General features: G+C 64.6%; 12 protein-coding genes. 2 read left to right on the forward strand and 10 right to left on the reverse strand.

Going from position 1 to position 19,311, the window contains the following annotated elements:
* Positions 1 to 27: 27 nt before the first annotated feature.
* Positions 28 to 1,974, reverse strand: coding sequence for a RecQ family ATP-dependent DNA helicase (locus tag ACYOEI_RS11230; protein ID WP_462849581.1), 1,947 nt, complete (start codon positions 1,972 to 1,974; stop codon positions 28 to 30).
* A gap of 277 nt (positions 1,975 to 2,251) precedes the next feature.
* Between ACYOEI_RS11230 and ACYOEI_RS11235 the strand changes: the two genes are divergently transcribed.
* Positions 2,252 to 4,087, forward strand: coding sequence for an ABC transporter permease (locus tag ACYOEI_RS11235; protein WP_462849583.1), 1,836 nt, complete (start codon positions 2,252 to 2,254; stop codon positions 4,085 to 4,087).
* A gap of 47 nt (positions 4,088 to 4,134) precedes the next feature.
* Here the strand turns inward: ACYOEI_RS11235 and ACYOEI_RS11240 are convergent, their stop codons facing one another.
* The 9 genes from ACYOEI_RS11240 to ACYOEI_RS11280 all read right to left on the reverse strand — a co-directional run bounded on the left by ACYOEI_RS11240 (position 4,135) and on the right by ACYOEI_RS11280 (position 16,394).
* A complete protein-coding gene (locus ACYOEI_RS11240) occupies positions 4,135 to 5,268 on the reverse strand; it encodes a hypothetical protein (protein ID WP_462849584.1) in 1,134 nt (377 codons plus the stop codon).
* A gap of 812 nt (positions 5,269 to 6,080) precedes the next feature.
* Positions 6,081 to 6,218, reverse strand: coding sequence for a hypothetical protein (locus ACYOEI_RS11245; protein ID WP_462849585.1), 138 nt, complete (start codon positions 6,216 to 6,218; stop codon positions 6,081 to 6,083).
* A 458-nt stretch (positions 6,219 to 6,676) separates the two neighbouring features.
* Positions 6,677 to 7,873, reverse strand: a complete 1,197-nt coding sequence (locus tag ACYOEI_RS11250; protein WP_462849586.1) for an Ig-like domain-containing protein — start codon at positions 7,871 to 7,873, stop codon at positions 6,677 to 6,679.
* Entirely contained in the window at positions 7,870 to 8,958 is a 1,089-nt protein-coding gene (locus ACYOEI_RS11255) for a hypothetical protein (RefSeq protein WP_462849587.1), read from the reverse strand. Before ACYOEI_RS11255 ends, ACYOEI_RS11250 begins: the two co-directional genes overlap by 4 nt.
* Before the next feature lie 229 nt (positions 8,959 to 9,187).
* On the reverse strand, positions 9,188 to 9,340 hold the full coding sequence (locus ACYOEI_RS11260) for a hypothetical protein (RefSeq protein WP_462849588.1): 153 nt from the start codon (positions 9,338 to 9,340) through the stop codon (positions 9,188 to 9,190).
* 510 nt (positions 9,341 to 9,850) lie between these two features.
* Positions 9,851 to 12,976 (reverse strand): PVC-type heme-binding CxxCH protein, encoded by a 3,126-nt coding sequence (locus ACYOEI_RS11265; RefSeq protein ID WP_462849589.1) that lies wholly within the window; start codon positions 12,974 to 12,976, stop codon positions 9,851 to 9,853.
* A 94-nt stretch (positions 12,977 to 13,070) separates the two neighbouring features.
* Positions 13,071 to 14,162: a Gfo/Idh/MocA family protein gene (locus ACYOEI_RS11270; RefSeq protein WP_462849590.1), complete on the reverse strand. Its 1,092-nt coding sequence runs from the start codon at positions 14,160 to 14,162 to the stop codon at positions 13,071 to 13,073.
* A 1-nt stretch (position 14,163) separates the two neighbouring features.
* Positions 14,164 to 15,066 (reverse strand): sugar phosphate isomerase/epimerase family protein, encoded by a 903-nt coding sequence (locus ACYOEI_RS11275; protein ID WP_462849591.1) that lies wholly within the window; start codon positions 15,064 to 15,066, stop codon positions 14,164 to 14,166.
* Between the two features lie 161 nt (positions 15,067 to 15,227).
* Positions 15,228 to 16,394, reverse strand: a complete 1,167-nt coding sequence (locus ACYOEI_RS11280; RefSeq protein ID WP_462849592.1) for a lactonase family protein — start codon at positions 16,392 to 16,394, stop codon at positions 15,228 to 15,230.
* Positions 16,395 to 16,640: 246 nt separating this feature from the next.
* Between ACYOEI_RS11280 and ACYOEI_RS11285 the strand changes: the two genes are divergently transcribed.
* On the forward strand, positions 16,641 to 19,277 hold the full coding sequence (locus ACYOEI_RS11285; protein ID WP_462849593.1) for a YyaL domain-containing protein: 2,637 nt from the start codon (positions 16,641 to 16,643) through the stop codon (positions 19,275 to 19,277).
* The last annotated feature ends 34 nt before the right edge of the window (positions 19,278 to 19,311 follow it).

Genomic DNA, 19,311 nt, shown 5'->3' on the forward strand with positions numbered 1-19,311 from the left:
AGAACCGGGGGGCCTTGCCGAGCTGCCTCAACGGCCCTTGGGGGCGGAGCTTGCCAGGCCTTCGACGAACGCCAGGACCTGCAGGAACGGCCTCTCGGCGTAGAGACCAAACGACGGATGCTTGGAGAGCTTGGCTCGGGTCGTTGCCGGAGAAGACAAGCCGCACAGGAACCGGCTCAGGGCCCGGGCCGTTTGCAAGCCTCGATGTCCTTCGGCGCGGATCCGTTCGATCGACTGCTGCTCCTGCGTCCCGAAGACCTGTCGAGCCGGCTTGGGCAGGGGGCGAGGAGAGTGTCCGAGGCATCGGTCGCAATGGCCGCAGCCAGTCGGGAGCGACTCGCCGAAATAGGCGAGGAGGAGACCCGTCAAGCAGGCCGGCGACTGGGCGTAGTCGAGGACCTTTTGGACTCGAGCGATGTCGCGGTCTTCCCGTTCAATGAACCGTCTGACGAGCGACTCTCGAAGGCGACGCAAGTCCGGTTCGAGGCCGGTCTGCCGATAACCGAGGCGGACCCCCGAGACCTGGATCTTCAAGTCCCCCTGCTCTTCCAGGTGATTGAGGGCCGTGGTGATCCGCTCGCGGGGCTCGGCAAGGGCGAGCGCCGCGGCCTGGGTGTCGATGGTGAACCAGATCTTCCCCTTGCGGGCCTGCTGGAAAACACGCTTGAGGAATGACGCGCGACGCTCGTCGAACCGGGCAAGGATCTCGGCCGAGGGCCGCAACGGCTGGAATTTGTACTCGGCGAACGACGGCCCGGTCGCCTCGATGACCCCTTCGAGCTCGAGGTAGGTCAGGAGGGTCTGGACGACCAACGGCCGGATGTCGTGCGACTGAGAGAGGTCATAGGCGGAGACGTCGAACTGAGGGCCCTGGCCGAGCACTTCGTCGAGGAACGAGCCGATCGCTTCGGGCGTAGGCGTGTCGCCGAACGTGAAGTTTTCCAGGGTGATGACGTCCTCGGCACACGCGAACAACTCGCAGCGTGCGGGCCCGCCGTCGCGCCCCGCCCTCCCGATCTCCTGTGCGTAGTTCTCCAGGCTCTTGGGGAGGTTAAAGTGGTAGACCGCGCGGAGATTCCCCTTGTCGATCCCCATCCCGAACGCGATCGTGGCGACCACGACGCCGGACTCGGACGCCATAAACCGATCCTGGATCGCATGACGGCGGTCGTCGGGGAGCCCGGCGTGATAGGCCTCGGCGTCGAGCCCCTGGCCGACGAGGTACTCCGCGACCTCCTCGGCCGTCCGCTGCAAGGTGACGTAGACGATGGCCGGTCCCCCCGCGCCGGCCTTCATACGCTCGAGCAATTCCCGCCGGCGCTCGTCCGCCCGGCAAGGGGTCGCGTGCAGCTCGAGGTTGGGCCTGTGGAACCCGGTAATGACGACGTCTCGGTCGCCAATCTCGAACGCCCGGGCGATGTCTCGGGCGACGTCGGGTGTGGCGGTCGCGGTCAAGGCAAGGACGCGTTCCGCCTTGATCTCCCGGGCGAGCCGCGCGAGCTTCATGTACTCGGGACGGAAGTTGTGCCCCCATTCGCTGATACAATGGGCCTCGTCGACGGCCAAAAGCGAGACCTTGCGTCCGGCGAGCGTCTGGAGAAATCGTCCACCCGCCAGACGTTCGGGGGAAACGTAGAGGAGTTTCAGGCCTCCCCCACGGACTGCGGAAAGGACCTGCCTGGCCTCGACGGCGTCGAGGCTCGAGTCGAGTCGAGCCGCCGCGATGCCGTGTCTCTCCAGGAAATCGATTTGATCCTTCATCAACGCGATCAACGGCGAGACGACCACCGTCAACCCTTCCAGGATGAGGGCCGGCAGTTGGTAGCAGAGGCTCTTGCCGCCGCCGGTCGGGAAGACGGCCAGGGCCGAGCGGCCTTCCAGTAGTGACGCGACGACCCGTTCCTGGCCTTCCCGAAAGTCGTCGAAGCCGAAGGTCTGTCGCAACAACCGACGTGCGTCATCCAAATCCGACACGAAGTCACCTCCCCGAAGGCCCTCCGATCTCAAACATGAGTCGCATGGGCGTTTGTTCATTGTCGAAGACGCGACACACGCGGGGAAGGCCGAATCGCAATCTCCGTCGCAGTTCGCGGCGTGGGTTCCTCGGGCCGAGCCCGTGATGCTGGCTCGTCAAATCGTTCTCGCCACGCGATACTCTACCGCCATACGCGAATGAAGCGTCGGAATCCGCCGTGTTGCTCGGCGTCTCCTCCTCCGCTCTCGAACGGGGTGACCCTCAGGAGTGTCGCGGATGTTTGCGGGGCCCGTTGCACATTTCGAGTTGGTGAGACTCGCGAGGCGCGGGAGGTTCTTCTCGCTCCGTTTCGGCTTCGGGCTGATCCTTCTCGCGATCGTCGGGATCAATTATTGGAGCCTGTTCGGGTTTGTCTGGTTCGGGAACGATCTCGGCACGGGAGAGGTCTCGGGTCGGCAACTGACCTGGTTCGCCCGAGCGCTCTTCACGTCGATGACCTTGGCGCAAGCCGTGCTCGTGCTCGTCCTGACGCCGGCGGTGGTCGCGGACGCGATTGCCTCCGAGCGACATCGCAAGACCTTGCACGACCTGTTGACGAGCCGGCTCAGTGGCGGAGAAATCGTACTCGGGAAACTCACGGCGCGACTGTTACACATCGCGACCTTCCTCGCGGAGGTCTTGCCGATCTTCAGCCTGTTGACGCTCCTCGGCGGAGTCGATCCCGAGGGACTTGTCTGGAGCATCGCCATCGTCGGGGCCTCGGCGCTATTCCTCGCCGGCCTGTCGATCCTGGCTTCCGTCGAGTTGCGGCGGCCGCGCGAAGCCATCGTCTTGGCGTACTCCTCGGCGGCCGTATGGCTCATCCTGCCGGCACTCTTGTCGAATGGCTTCGGTGCGCTCCGAGGTGGAGACCTCCTGGGTCCGCTCAGCCCTCGCACGTTGCTCGTTCTCGACTGGATCGAGAGGGGGGTCGAATGGGCTTGGCCACCCAACCCGTTCTTGATCCTCGGGGACTTCGACTTCATCGGGTCGGGGGATCTCGCGGGTCTCCGGTCGCGGGCGGTCTGGGCGATCGTTCGTTGGCTCGTCTATGGATCCCTCGGTATCGCGCTAGCTGCGGGCCGACTTCGGATCGCCTCACGCCGCAATGAGGGGACCGGGGTTCGGAGGGCTCTCTCGAGAAAGGAGTACCGGAGCGCCTTCTCACGCCGGGCCTGCGGCGATGACCCCGTGTACTGGAAGGAAGCCTTTTTCTCACGCCGTCCCCGGGGATGGTTGAGGAGGCTCGCGAGATTCGGGATGTTGCTGATCCTGGCGGGTGTTCTCGTCTGGGCCTTGCTCAACTCGATCGAGGCGTTTCAGGAGGTTTTGAGGTCGGGATATGGGTTCGTCGATAGGTCCAGCTATCAAGGGCGCTACTCGTTCAATTTCGTGATCCGCTACGGGGTGACGCTCCTGTTCGTCTGCTGGATGATCCGACTCGGGACGGCTCTCGCCTCGGGGATTCCCTCGGAACACGAACAGGACACCTGGGTGGGCCTCCTCGCGACTCCGTTGGATGGCGCTGAGATTGTGAAGGGAAAGATGCTCGGTCCGCTCCGGGCTTCGGCCGCCTTCGGCGGCGCAATCGTGGCGCTGGGCTTGCTCGGGGCGGCCTCGGGAGCGGTCCATCCTTTGGGGGTGGTCGCCGCCCTGGTTTGCGTGGTGTTATTTACCTGGTACGTGATGTCCCTCGGGATCACCATCGCGATGCGTTCCAAGACGGTATGGAGAGCCCAGGCGGCCGTGCTTGGAATCCTGATCGTCCCGCACGCGTGCTGTCTCGTGCCTTCTCCGTTCGTCTTCCTCGCCGCGTCGCTGTTTTCTTACGACGAGGTCGACGGCCAACTCCTGAGGATGCTCGTCAATGACGATGGTTCGTTGACGTTGATGTTCGCATATATTGCGTGTGCATTGGCGGGGTTCACCGCGTTATCGACCGTCATGACTCGCCGAGCCTTCCGCAACTTCGACCGCGTGGCCGGCCGACCTTTCCGGAAGATTCAGCCGATCATTGACTTGGGTCTCTTGGAAGTTGGACAGAAGAATCCCTCAAATCGTCCCCGATCTTGAGCCCGCGCATTTCAACGATCGAAATCGACGGCACGAGGCCCAGAGCATCAGTCCGGAAGTTCCCCCGAGCTGGGCGTGAAGGTCTGGCTCGAGGCGGCGAAGCTCCGCTCGTCGGACAAGGGGACGCGGAGCACCTCCCCGCGATATCCGTCGGCGAGGTGGACGACGAACAAGGACTTACCGTCCTTGGAGAAGCTCGGCGGGTTGACCGCGCACCGGTCGACCAGGATCCGGGTTTCCTCGGTCCGGGCCACGGGAATCTTTCGGCTCGCGTCGAGCTCGAGTGGGACAACCCGGATCTGGCCGTGGGGCTGGTGCGGCAGTCGAGTCTGATAGGCCAGGGTCATGCGGCCGTCGGCGTTGGTCCAGACGGCAGGGAACCGCTCGTCCATGTCGTGCTCGGGCTCAGAATCCGGCCTGGGGATCAGCCGACCCGCCGCGACGATCGACGTGCCCGCCTCGTCGAGCTCCAACCACCAAAGTCTCGAGAACGAATAGACTGTGCCGTTCGTCTCGTTGAGGGGGCGGATCGAGACGATCAGCCGGGCTGCGAGCGTCGGCGAGGAGGACCAGAAGGGATCAGAAACCGTCTCGTGGCCGTCGCCCGGATGGGGGCAGAGCCATTTCAAGGGCCGGGGACCGGGGTTGATCGACAACTCGGGATCGGTCAATGAGCTTGCCCGCGACGAGGGCTCGAAGTTGTGGTGGTAGAGCTTCCCGTCGATGGCCGAGAAGAGGATCCGCGCCTTTGTCCCGGGATACCAGCAAGGCGGCCCCTTGGGGATGATGTCGGTCGTCACTCGGTCGATAATCTCGCCGTCCGGATAGGTGAATCGGGCCAATCCATAAGCCCCCACGACGGAATCGGCACCGACCTTCGTTCGCGTCGCCCAACGTCCCACCGCCTGGGCACGTCCATTGTCGTCGCGGAAGGGGGAGCAACTCGCCATCTCCACCGACTCCCCTTCGGGCAACTTGAGACGGGAGACTCGCCCGTTTTCGATGTCGAGCCAGATGGACTCCCCGGCTTTCTCCGCCATGTACTGGCTGTCGAGGTTTACCCAGGTCGACGCCTGGAGCATTCGCCAGGCCGCCCCTTTGGGGTGGAGACGCGCGACGCCGATGGCGGATATCGTCAGCGCGATCATCATCAGCGCGACCGATCGGAGCAGTGTTCCCATCGTCGTCCCTCATCAGAGCTTTTGGGGAGAGCCGCGGGCTGGAGCACTCCCGACGGCCGATCGACACCCGAAACGGCGACCGAGCCGTTCGGGACGATCCGAACCGGGAGACTCCAGACCTCTTGATACCTGCCTCGGCGCTCGCACACGCCGGACGGGTGAATGTATTTATGTGGCAACACCTCCCCGAGCGTCGCGTTCGCCACGCGGGGGATGCCTGACATCATGAAGCGGACGCTATACGGCGTCGCCTTGGCGGGCCGTGTTCAGGAGGGCGGCTCGCCTTGCCTAGGTTCGACACCGAAATCCGTCGCATCGACCTCCGTGCATCACGCCGGCGGTTGCGGGAGCGGGCCGGGGTTGCCGAATCGGCCTGAACTCCAAGGGGGGGAGGATCGCCGAATTCGTCCTGGTTTTGGCGTCAAAGGCCGGTGTCGGCCTCATCCGCAGCCTCAATCGGTGGGGTTGTTGCCGAAGCTCACGAAGCAATTCACCCAATCGGACATGCATCCACTTGGGTTGCTATTAGGATTGTAGGTTTGACCAGCCCAGGAATCAATCGAGTCGCCGAATTTTTCCGGGACACATCGGTCGTGTTGATGTGGGAAATTAGGGTGATTTGGCTGGGCCTTGGCGGTCAAACGGAGCGGGAAGGAAACGAAAAGGCCGTCGATCCGGTGGGCCCTAGACTTGAGGGCCCGACGGGATGGACGGCCTGATCTTCAAAATCATGGAGTCGGTGGCGAGTGCCTCCGCAGTATCCCTCGTGAGCTTTCGAGGGGACGACCGGGGGCAGTGTTGTGGTGGAGGTCTCAGGACCAGTGGCAGCCCTTGTGGGCGAGCCGTTGATGCACACCGTCGATGACATCACGGCACGTGAGCGAGACACAGGTTTCCTGCGTCGGGCGTTCGTCTCGTCCGATGGGGAGTGGGGTGGTCCGCTCGGACATCAGGCGCTCCTCGATCGTGACACGGGGAGCGACCGTTGCGACGACTTGAAGAGGCATTTCGCCCTCACATAAGCTGGGGAAACCAAAGTAGTAGGGCCCGCATGACGGATGTCCTCATCCGACGCATGCGCGATCCTTTCCCTGCGAAAGGGGGGAGTAAGGATATCGGGAAGGGCCCAAAATCCTGGGAGGTTGCATGTCACCCGGCGACTCGTCGGGTGGTGTACGATCGTCGGCGATCGTCGCGGGAGGTCAGGCCGCTGGCGCGGCGGGACTCCTTGCGATCGGTGGGATCAACAGCAACAAGTTCCGGGAGGCATTCAACCGCTCCGCGGGAGTCGTTCCGGAGAGTTGGGGTCTGACGTCGACCGCCATTTCACCGGACTGAAAGTATTATAGGCCGAAAAGACCTTTCAAAATCAACGGATGATTTTAATCAGCGTGGTCGACTATCCTGTCTACCGTCCGACCCCCCGGACCGTGACTGGGATCTCGACCGTTTTTGTTTCGGCACGCGGGCCGATCGGGTGCAGGATATCGACCTCGAAAGGGCGACCCACGCTGTTCCCGGCCAGATCCTCGAGTGCGGTGCCGACAATCACTCGGTACGTCCCCTCCGTCCAGGGTTTTTCGGGAAGGAATCGCCAGCGCGTTTCGCCCGCCTCAACCGCGATGTTGCCCGCCACCGTGTCGCCTCGGGCGTCCTCGACGTGGATCAAACCCTCGAGGAGGGCCCGGTCGAGCGATTCCGGGAACTTGAGCGTCAAGGCGTCGCGAGTGCCGGCATCGGGCGATTGGACGGTCCAGGACTTCGGGTTGGGCTGGACTTCGTCGGCCGGGCCGGCTCGATACGCCTTCCGGAACGTCTCCCGAAGGGGTTGGCCGTCGGGGTCCGGCCAGGAGCGATCCACTACCAAGGTATACGCAGCACCCGCCACAAGGATCGGTCCTTCTTCCTCGCGAGGTCGAAGTCCGCGCTTGATTCGGCCAGGGTCGAAAAGCAGGGTCAGTCGAGTTCCCGACGGATCCCAGAGCTCTTCGCCGATTTCCAGGAACGGGCGTTCAACCGGCTTGCCCGAGGCCTCAAGCAGGCGGACGTGTTGATACGACTCGCCTCGGCCCATCGGCCTCGAGAAGTGGACGTAGAGCTTCAGGAGGTTCTCGGGGACCTTTTCGCCGCTCGGATCGACCCGGACGACGTAGGCGGGCTCGGCGAGAGGAGGTTGGGGCCTTGTGAACTCGGCGGTGAGGGGGGAATCCTTGCCAGGCGGGGCGTTCGGGAGTTTCTGGGGACGGAATCGGGCCCGGTGGCGTAGACCTGGCTCGAGCGGGAATCGAGGCCGGAACCGGAGGTATTGGTCCTCCACCCGATAGGTCCCGATGATCGGCGGAGGATCCGAGGCAGGGTTTTCTGGGGCGACAACGACGGTGAGGAGCGTCGCCCAGGTTTCGGGCGACCACTCGACCCTGCCGAGCGCCTTCAGGTCGCTGGCGGAGAGTCCGGAGACCTCGACGACGGCGGCCCCTGTCGCCTGGTTGAACTCCCAACGAACCTGATAGCGGGCCGCCGGCGCCGGACGATTGACGTCCGGCGCGTCGGCGGCGAGGAGGGCGATCGCGAGGGCCGCGAGCCCTCGCCAACGTCGGTCGATCATGGCAGGGCGATCGTCTCGAGGTTCAACGCACCGTTGGCGTCGGTCGACTGGACGAGGATCAAGGCGTGCTCCTTATCGAGCTCATCGAGCTGGACCACACCCTTGAGGTCGGAGAGGGTCTCGTAGGTCAACCCTTCTTTGTCGCGGACGGGTTTGGTGATCGCCGGGGTGTCGTCCACGTGCTCGGTCGTGATCTTCATCACGCCCCGGCTGCTGTTGGCGAGCAGCAGGTAGTCCTTACCGTCCTTCTTGTAGACGATGAGGTCGAGGGGCTTGTTACGGTTGCCGAGCTCCGCGACCGTCGTCCCCTTGACGTGCTTGCCGGGCTTGAGGTCGGCGACGGGGATCTTGACGAGCGGGGTGCAGGTGTAGGCCGCGAGCAGGTAAGACTCGCCGTTGATCTTGTAGGACGTGAACGTGCGGACCGGCGAGGACGTCTCGAGGCGGCCGTGGGCTCCGTGGAAGATCTCGACGCTCGTGCCTTCCTTGGTGTCGGCGAACGGATAGGGGACGGACAGGAGCCTGGAGGAGAACTCTTCATTCGACAGTCCGGCGACGAAGACGCGGCCGTCGACGAAGGCGAGGTCCGTGATCACGTCGGCTCGGGGCTTCCGCTGGGCGGTGCCGGGGGTGGGGTTCGGCAAGACGGCCTTGGCGAACGGCACGTTGTCGAGGGCGACGACCTCGACCTTGCCACTGCGGTCGACCCGGACGAGCACCGGGGCGGCGCCGGGGCCGGTCCCTCGGGAGACGGACAGGTAGGCCTTGCCGGAGGCGGGGTTGACCGCCAGGTCACTGATCGTGATCTGCTTCGGCGTGGACCCGAGCAGCGCCGCGATCTTGTCGTTGATCCCTTCGACCTTGAGAGTACCGCCGGCGGAATCCGCCTGCTTGTCCCCGGTGTCGACCGCGAAGATCGCCGCACCTTGCGTGTCGGCGAGGAAGAGCAGCCCCTCGGGGCCGAAGGCCAACGGGCCCGAGGACTTCCAGTCGGGCGCCCCCTTGGTCAGCTCTGCACCCCAACTCGGGAGGCTCGCCAGAACGAGCGCAGCGGTCGTCGTCACCAATCTACTCGCCTTCAGCATCGGCTTCGCTCCAGATCAAGGACGATCGAACTTGGGTGTCGAATCAAAGGTTCGGCCCACGCGAATGTGGGCCGCCGTCTCGAGCGATCGGCCTCGCCTTCCCGGCTCGCCCTCGGCTCCCGCCGAAGGTCCGGGGGGACGTCGCCGTCGAATTTTTGTCGACCCAGGAGAGAAGAGCGCCAGACCGAGTCGACCCTTCCCCGGTTTCTCCCGGAAGAATGGTCCGACACTACTCGTCCTCCCCGTTGGAGGTGGGCTTCCCTCGGCTGGATGCCCACTTGATGACCATCACCCCGCCTATGATGAAGACGAACGGGAAGACCGTGAGCGTCGTGATCGTCAGGACGAAGAGGAGCGTGTCCCTCACACCCGTCTCATCCATCAGGAGAGTCCCTTCGAATTCGTTTCCAATGCGAGCGCCGGATCAAAGCGGGGTCATGGTCGACGTCGAGCCGCAAAGCCTCTCACAGAACCTGTTTTTTTCTGAAAGAACGGGTTTTTGGCACGCGAAACATCGACAACCGCTTCTGGGTTTCATGGGGAATCCCACGGAAACCCATTCTTTGAGAAAAACCAGGTTTCGGGACGAAGACTCAGGTCTTTACGTCGGGTGGACGGTGCCCACCCCACGAAATCCGAGTCGGTTGGTCGCTTTGTTCTCGAGGATCCAGGAGGAACCGCCCGGTCAACCGGGAATGACGGGCTCCGTCTCTTGGGCGACGGGCTGTTGTGGAGGAGCCTCAGCATCGAACACGCCCCGAATGGGTTGATGTCGACCTTCGGAGGTGACGAACAAGCGTCTGACCCTACCATACAGAGCCGCGTTCGGCGACGAAATGCCCTTCCGACGATTCTCGGGCGAATCGTCCCGATCGCGGCGTATGGGCTCGGGTTAACGACAGGCCTTGAGGAACGCGACGAGGTCGGCCAGGTCCTCGGGCGAGAGCTGCTGGTCGAGGCCCGCGGGCATGACCGAGACGGTCCCCGGCCGAATCTCTTCGATGTCGTCACGGGCGATCCGGGCCTCCTCGGTCGGGCCCGTGGCGAGGACGATCTCGTCGGGGGCGTCCTTCCGGCTGACCCCGTTGACGACCTTCCCCTCCTTGGTCGCCACGACCAGGGGCTCGTAGCTCCGGACGAAGCTCGCGCTCGGGTAGACGATCGCTTCGAGGAGGTCGCGGTCGGTGCGAATCTGACCGATGCGTGTCAGGTCGGGGCCGACCTTCCCACCGATGTACCCGATCGAGTGGCACGAGACGCACGCGGCCTTGGCGCTGTTGAAGACCGACTGGCCTCGGCGGATGTCGCCTCCTTGGAGCGAGCTCACGAGGCTCTCGAGCTTCGCCTTCTGCTTCGCGGCGTCGACGTTGAGGGTGATGTAGAAGGCCTCGGATTCCTTCCGGACGGCGTCGCCGAACTTCGCGAATCGGGGCCGCAGCATCTCGGCGCGGAGTGTCGAGCGCACGCGTGACGCCTTCAAGGCGTCGATCAGGCTGAAGCCGAGGTCATCGGAGGTCGATCGTTCGAAGGAGGAGAGGATCCGGTCGAGCTCGAGGGGGCCGATCGTCTTGATCGAATCGACCAGGGCGACCAACTGCTCGGGCTTGAGCGTCGCCCTGGAGAGGACGTCGGCGGCGAGCCCTCGGGCGGCGACCGACTGTTCCGGCTCCGACTGCTCGCGGAGGAAGTCGAAGACCTTGGCGTCGACCTCGGTCAAGCCGCCGGGGACCGCGGCGAGGGCCTCGAGTCGCACCGGGTCCGGGGTCTTGGGATCCGCCGCGAGGTCGAGGAGCACCTTTCCCAGCGCCTTGCCCCCGTCCTTCGGGATCGCGAGGTTTCTGGCCGTCGACACGGCGACCGGGGTCAACGTGGTGTCCCTGGCCGCGATCACGTCCGTCAACCCCTGGATCCAGGACTCAGGGACCGGCTTGAGCCCCGAGCGAGCCATCGCCTCGAGGACGAGCTTCCGCCGGGCCGCAGGGGCCGAGGCGTCCCGTAGCCGCTCGGCGAGCAAAGCATGGAGCGGGGCCGCGGTCGCGAAGCGGGCGAGCTGACGGACGAGGTCGTCGGACTCGGCCTTGTCGGGGTTAGGCTTCGAGAGCCGTTGACCGAGCATTCCGACGAGGGCCCCTCCCCAATCCGGATGCCGGCCGAGGATCCACGAGGCGGTCTCCTTGAGGCGGGCCTCCTTCGTCTCGAGGTTCCGGACGACGGCCTCGGGGCGGAGTCCTCCCCCGTCCATCTGGTCGAGGGCGATCATCGCGGCGCGTCGGGTGAGCGGGCTTTCCGCGTCGAGTCCTTTCTCCGTCGCGCGGGGGTCGGCGATCTCGATGAGGGCGTAGGTCAGCGAATGCTCGAGGATGCGGTCGGAGGGCTTCGTCAGGGCTTCGAGCAACGCCGGCACGGCCGCGCTCCCGCCGACCCGGCCGAGTGCTTCGGCACAGGCCCGGCCGATCTGCGGCGAAGCATCCTTGGCGAGGAGGGCGAGGAGCTTCGGCGAGGCCTCGCGGTCACGGGTCACGCTCAGGGACTGGATCGCCGCGTGGCGAACGCTCTCGTCCGGGTCGTCGAGCGCGGACCTGACAAGGGCTCGGGCATCGGCCGAGTCGATCCGGGTCGCGGCCCAGACGGCGTTCCGCCTCGCTTCGGTCGACTTCGAGGTCGTGAGCGTCGCGCCCAAGGCGGCGATCGCGGGGGCACCCGACCGGCCCAGGACCTCGATCGCCCGGCGGCGGACGTCGGGGCGGCGGTCGTCGAGCAAGACGGCGAGTCCGGGGGCCTTGAGGCTGTCCCAGGCCAGGGCAAGCCCTCGGGGATCCTCGACACGCGGGGCCCCTTGGCGGCGAACCCGGTAGATCGCCCCCAGGACGTCGGGCTTGCTGAGCTGCGAGGTCGGACAGCAGAGCTTGTACCATCCCCCCGTGTCGACCACCAGCAGGCTGCCGTCGGCGTCCTCGATCACGTCGGTCGGGTGGAAGTCGCGGTCCTCGGTGACGACGAAGTCCTCGTCACGCGTCGAGTACGTCGCCCCATTGGGGGCGAGGACGTGTCGTGTCACCTTGCGGAGGTTGAAGAGGGTCGCGAAGAGGTTGTCTCGATAGTCGGCGCCGAACGTGTCGGACTCGTAGCGGGTCAGCCCGCTGGTGGCCGCGGGGCCGTAGTGCACGAGGACCGGCATGACCTCGGGGCTGGTCCGAGGGTGATCGTCGATGACGCTGTGGATCTTGCCGTAGACGCCCCCGTAGATGGCATGAATCATCCCGTCGCGACGCCCGCCTTCGGGGTTCTGCACGAAGGTCGAGGTGAAGAACCGCTCGCCCTCGGGGTTGAACACCACGTCGACCGGATTATCCATTCCTCCGGTCATCACCGGCTCGATCCCCGAACCGTCGGGCCGGGCGCGGAAGATGTGCGCGGCGCGGGTGACGAGGGGCGAACGACCCGGACGCTCGTAGGTCTGGGTCGCGAACGCTCCCTTGCACCAGTAGACCCAGCCGTCGAGGCCGGGATACGGCCCGTGGAGGTCGTTCGCACAGCCGGTGAGCGTCTTACCCTGGAACCACTCCGTCCGCTCGTCGGCGACCCCGTCGCCGTCCTTGTCCGTGAGCTTCCAGATGCTCGGAGGTGCGGAGACGTAGAGGGAGCCGTCGAGCCACATCGTCCCGGATGGGAACATCATCCGGTCCGCAAAGACGGTCTGGCGGTCGAAGCGGCCATCGCCGTTGGTGTCCTCGAGCCGGACGATCCGGTGCGGCCTCGTCTCGAGCTGGACCTTCACGTTCTCGTTCGAGCCCGACGAATCGGCCACGTAGAGTCGGCCCTGCTCATCGAAGGCCCCGACGATCGGCCGGTCGACCAACGGCGCACCGGCGACGCGCTCGATCGTGAACCCGGCCGGGATCGTGAAGGTCCGGCCGTCGATCGTGAACTCGGCCCCTGCGGCGATCGAGCCCGCTGCGAGCATTGCCCAGGCGGCGATCGCTCCCGAGAGTCGCCCTGTCGTATCTCGTCTGTTCATCGGAGTGGATCCTCTCGAGGGCCTGCCCGGCCGAAAATCGGGCCGGGCCGTTGAACCTGGGGGGATGTGAAGGGGGCGATCCGAGCGGTCCGGCTCAGCCCTCGGCGTGGAGGGGGAACTTGATCGGCCTGCGTTCTCGCTTGGATCGGTAGATGGCCGTGAACATGGCGACCACGGTCTTACCGTCTTCGCCCGAGACGAATGGGGGACGGTCTTCGATGATCGCTCGGAGGAAGTCGCGGATCTGGACCGCGTGGTAGTGGGTCGTCGCGCGAACGCTTCGGAACCGGGCCCGGTCCTCGTCCTGGAAACCGGCGAGAAGGTCTTCTTCGCCCGGGATATTCCACAGGTCGTTGAGCGGCGGCTCGTCGATCTCGGAGACGCCGGCGATGAACGTGGCGCCTCGGTCCGTCTCGACCCCGACCGAGGCTCCGTTCGACCCGTGGACGTGGATCCGGCTGAACAGCCCCGGCTTCTGCGAGAGGCTCGTCACGATCGACCCGAGCCCGCCGCTCTTGAATCGGACGGTCGCCACGGCCGTGTCGTCGACCTCGACCTCCGGATGGTTGAGGTTCGCCCAGTCGCCGCTGACCTCGTCGATCTCGCCCATGAACCACTGGAGCAGGTCGAAGGGGTGGGCCGACTGGTTGACGAGCACGCCGCCCCCCTCGGTGTCCCACCGTCCTCGCCAGGGGTCGGACCGGTAGTACGACGGGTCGCGCCAACTGAACATCGAGAAGACGCCGAGGGCCGGCATGCCGATCTTCCCCGCGTCGATCGCCGCCTTCATGCGGAGGACCGGCTCGTAATAACGCCTCTGACTCACGACGCCGAGCTTCGTCCCGGCGGCCTTGGCCGCCGCAATCATGGCGTCGCAATCCGCCAGCGTCGCCGCCATCGGCTTCTCGATCAGGACGTGGGCGCCGGCCGCGGCCGCCCGGATTGCTGCATCCGCATGGAGCGGGTGCGGCGTGCAGATGGTGACCATCTGCACCTTGGACTTGGCGAGCATCTGGCCCACGTCGTCGAACGCCCGGCCGCCATACATCTCGGCGAACGCCTCGGCTCGGGCGCCCGAGGCGTCGCAGACGGCGACGAGCTCCGACTCCGGCAGGTCGCGGAGCGCCTCGGCGTGGATCTGACCGACCTTGCCGCAGCCGACGAGGGCCGTTCGCACGCGTTCCACGTCAGGACTCCGGGAAATACTTGGCGCTCATCGTGCGCAGGAAGGCCAGGGATTCGGCCATCTCGTCCATCCCGTTCATGCCGTCCTCGATGCTGACCCAGCCGCGATAGCCGTGCTGGGCGAGGATTCGGAAGATCGCATCGTAGTCATTGAGACCCCGGCCGGTGACCCCGTGCCGGAGGTTGGCGGAGTATCCGAGCGTCCCGTCGGTCTGCTTCAACTCCTCGAGCGTCGTCCCCTCGGCGAGGTAGCGGTCGCTCGCGTGCATGCTGACGACCCGACCCGCGACGGCTTTGAGGAGTTCGACCGGGTCGTCGCCCGCGACGATCGCGTTGGAGGGGTCGTACTGGACGCCGAAGTATTTTCGCTCGGGGATTGCGGCGAGCAGTTCGAGGAAGACGTCCTGCTTCTGAGCGAATTCGGGATAGCTCCAGAACCCGTCCTTGTAATGATTCTCGAGTCCCAGCACGATGTCGTGCTCCCGGGCGCTCGGCAGGACCTGCTCGATGCACTCGACGACCCACTCGAGCCCTTGCCGACGATCGACCTCGGGATAACGTTGCCCCGACAAAACTCGGCAGACGGCCCCCGGCCCGCCGAGCTTCCGAGTGACGTGGACCATCTGGACTTCTCGCTCGACCGCGCGCCTCCGCGCGTCGGCGTCGGGGTTCGTGAAGTCGGGCGAGCAACAGAGCATCGGCATGACGAACCCCGCCGACTCGATCGCCCCCTTCACCCGGTCGAGGTACGCGTCGTCGAGGCTCGTCAGGAACCCCTCGTACATCTCCAGGCCATCGGCGTCGAGCGACCGCGCCATCTCGATCCAGTCGAAGACCGACATCGACCGGTCCCCGGCGATCGTCTCGAGATAACACTTCGGGAACGCGGAAATCTTCAGGGGCAAGGGTCAAGCCCTCCGGGATGCAAGATCAGAGATCGGCGTGGGAGTGAGTCGAGCAGAACCGATCAACAGATGGCGCGGAATTTCACAGATAAAATCGAAAGTCTTTTTCTTGCTTTGACTTATCTGTGTTCATCCGCGTCATCGGTTGATTATCCTCCTGCTCATTCGATCGGGATGAACTTGGCGCAGACGGGCATCGGGACGGCGAGCTTCTGCCCGGTCGGGGTGAGCTTGCCGGACTCGGGGTCGATCTTGAAGACGACGACCGTGTCGGAGTCCTGATTCTCGGCGAGGAGGAACGCACCGGTCGGGTCGATCCCGAAGTTTCGAGGCGTGCGACCTTGCGTCGGCTCCTGGCCGAGCGAACGGAGCTTGCCCCCCTGCTCGACCGCGAACATCGCGATGCTGTTGTGGCCTCGGTTCGACCCGTACACGAATTTGCCCGACGGGTGGACCTGGATCTCCGCGGTGGAGTAACCGCGCTTGACCCCATCGGGTAGCGTAGAGATCGACTGGATCTCGGTCAAAACCCCGCGCTTGGGGTCGTACTCGAACGCCGCGACCTTACACGTGATCTCGGTGATGACGTAAGCATGGTGGCCGTCCGGGTGGAACGCGAAGTGCCGGGGCCCCGAGACCGGCGCGAGCTTGGTGAACGGCGGGTCGTTCGCGGTGAGCGTCGCCTTGGCCGGGTCGAACCGGTAGACGAGGAGTTGATCCAGGCCGAGGTCGGCGGCGACGGCGAACTTATTGGCCGCGTCGAGGTTGATCGAGTGGCCGTGCGGGGAACCTTGCCGGCGCTTGTCGGCAACCTCGCCGGTGTGCTGGATGAACGTCGAGGCTTCGCCGAGCTGGCCGTCCTCTCCGAGGGGGAACGACGCGACGCTCCCGCCGCCGTAGTTGGCCACCAGCACGGCCTTGCCGGTGCGGTCGACGACGAGGTGGCAAGGGCCCGTCCCTCGGGTCGACTGCTGGTTCAGGAAGGTCAGGCCCCCGTCCTTCGGGTCGACCGCGAAGGCGCTGACCCCGCCCCCCTTGATGCCCTTCACTTCGTCGAGTTCGTTCACCGCATAGAGGAACTTCCGGCTGGGGTGGATCGCCAGGAACGAGGGGCTCTCCGTTTCGACGGCGAGCTTGAGGTTCGACAAGGTCCCCGACGCCGTGTCGAGCTCGGCCGAATAGATCCCCTTGCTCGTCTTCGCGGTATAGGTCCCGAAGTAGACCCGGAACTTCGCGGGCCCTTCCGCCCGGACTTCCGACAGACTGGCCAGGCAAAGTCCGAGGAGCAGAGCCAATCGCCACGCCGAGCCTTCCCACAACGAGTGCATCCCTGGACGCCTCACGGTTAAGAGTCCGAAGCCCCGAGACGACGTCGCTCGGTCGGCCGTTGGACCGGGGGAGGGCTCTAGGTTAACGCCGACCGCCCGCTCCCGAAATGCTCTACCGCGATTTGAAGGGGCCATCCACTTCGGTTTGATCCGCTCGGTTGTGTGCCCGGGCTGTAGCCGAGACAATGCGAGTGCGATCCCAATGATCCCGCCAGCCGGAGTCGGCGGACACCGAAGGGTATTCTGATGATTACTGTCGGCCGTATCGTCGGTTTCCCGCTCGCGATCACGTTGATCCTGCTACCCGGAACCTGTTCGGCGGAAGCAGAGCCCGTCGAAATCGACAACGGAAGGGTCAAGGCTCGATTCATCACGACGGCCGGCGGTGTCCGCCAGGAATTCCTGGCAAAGTCGGGCGAGGGATGGCTCCTTGTTGCGTCGTCCTTCCTCCCGCCGCCATCGTCCTCCCTCGCCGGGAGGCTTTACGATTCCAGCATCGACCCCGACCACCGTCTGATCGTGAGCGAATCACTGACGAGGATCAGCAAGCCGGTTCGAGTGGGTTCGCGCTCGTCAGTCCACCTCAGCGGGTCGCGACACGGCCAAGACGTGGAGTCGACGGTCACACTGGACGACGGTGATCCCTATGTACATATCGAATTCGCGGCGACACTGAAAGGCACACCGCCAAGGTTGGAATCTCTGGTTCTCCCCATCGAGGTCCAGATCGACGGGCAACTCGACTTCGCCCACGCTCCGTCATTCGAGCCGACGGCCGACAGCGTGATTAGTGATCGCGTCTTCTTTTCACCTGCGGCCATCGTGCAGAAGGGGGGAGTTCTCGCCGCCGTCGTGCCCGACCTGGATTTGATCCTTCGGGAAATCGTCTACGCGAAAGAGGCACGGCAACAGACACATCCCAGGATCTTCGCGGTCCCCGTCGACCCATCGAAGATCACATTGCCCCATGCGCTGATCGTGGACGTGAAGACGGACGCCGGCAGGCCGATTATCGGGTACGGGGCGATGGACTCGGTGGTCAATCAGCACGTCTGGTACCGCCATGAAAGCCGGCCAGCGACGATGGTGCGAGAGCTTTCGAGACCTGGCGTTCGATGCGGGTTTGATCTATTCGTCCAGGCGGAGGCCCCGGCCCATCGCGGATATGCGACCGTCTCGCGACACTTGTGGAAACGATACGGCACGCGATACCTCCAACAGCCCCGGCCCCAGGCCATGCCCTTCGACGAGTACGCCAAGGTCTGCTACTCGGCCTACGAGGATTACCAGGGATACGACGTCGCCGGGTCGGAAGGGCTGAACCATCGGAAATTGCCCGACCGGCCGGACCTCAACAGTTGGCAAGAATGGTCTCAGGACGGCAAGCCTGTGGGAGGGTTTCGCCTGTCCGCCCCCCAGTGGTACGACCTGATCTCCTTCTCGGCCTGGTGGAACAACGCCGATGATGCCCGTGGGATGAACGACTGGGGAAAACGACTTGATGACCCGAAGCTCGTCGAGAAGTCTCGTCGGATCGTCAACCTCGCGCTGAGCGCACCGCAGAAAGACGGGATGTTTCCGTCGCTGTACAATCTCAAGGAGAAGCGGTGGATCGGGAGTCTGTGGAACTTTCCGACGACGGGCTACGACCCGGGTCGCGCGAGTCCCTACTGGGATTGGAGCCAAGGTGCATACCACACGGCGGCCGCGAGCCTCACCGCCGGCTACCTGCTCGAATACCATCGAAAATGTGAACGGGACCCGCGCATCCTGGAATTTGCCGAGCGTTACGCCGCATTCCTCCTCAGCCACGTCTCCGAATCAGGGCGGATTCCATCCTGGTTCGGGCCGGATTTGAAGCCGATGCCCGCGATGACCTGGAATGCGGAAGGGGGCGCCCACGCCTGGATGCTCGCGGAGCTTTATCGAGCCACGAAGAAAACCCCGTATCTCGTCGCATCGAAAAAGTTCGCGGGTTTTCTGACGCGGGAGGTCATGCCGAACCAGAAGTGGGCGGACTTCGAGACCTTCTACTCGTGCGCCATCAAGCCCGAGACCTTCTTCGACGCCCGCACCGGCCAGCCGGGGCGTGACACGATGTCGATGCTCTGGGCGCTACAAAGCTTCACGTCGCTCTACGAGACGACCGGTGAGGCCGACTGGCTCGACCATGCGCAGGCCATGGCCGACTACCTGAGCCTTTTCCAGGCCGTCTGGGCCCCTCCCTACGTCATCACCGCTTATCCTTTCGGGGGCATCTCCTCGCAACTCGGCGATGCGGAATGGCTCGACATGCGCGGCCATCGTTTCGCCGGCCCCCTCGCCCGTTTAGGACGACTGACCGGACGTCAGGACCTGATGGAACGCGGCGTTGCCATGAACCGAGCCGCGTTCACGCTCGTCGTCCATCCCCGCCACAGCGCCAATCATATTTACGATTATTCGGATTTTCCTGTCGGTCTCGGGCCGGAGAACATCGACCATGAAGGCTTCCCCCAGAAGCCGCTGAGCTCGGGCCCGAGCTGGTCGAGCGTCGGTGCCCTCACCGGGGCCGCTCAGGTCTCTGAGCAACTCGGCGGGCTTTACCTCGACCTCGAGCATGACCTGGCGGTCGGTGCCGACGGGCTCGCTGTCGAGAGTTTCACTCGCAAAGGTGCGGACCTTGAGCTCACTCTCAATAATCCCTTGGCCACTCTTTCCATGCCCTACGATGCGCCTTACGCCCTCGAGCTGAGGGTGTCCGGGACCAAACTTGAGCAATACCGGCTTTCGATCAACGGTGCTCCGCCCCGAGCCATCACCGCGAAAGAATTTCCTCGGTGCTCCGTCATCGTCGGTCCAGGTCGATCGTTCCGAACGGTGACATTGCCCCTTCATGAGTAAACTCGTTAAGGTGATGCCAAAAATTTTTTGATTG

The sequence above is a fragment of the Singulisphaera rosea genome (assembly GCF_054877945.1).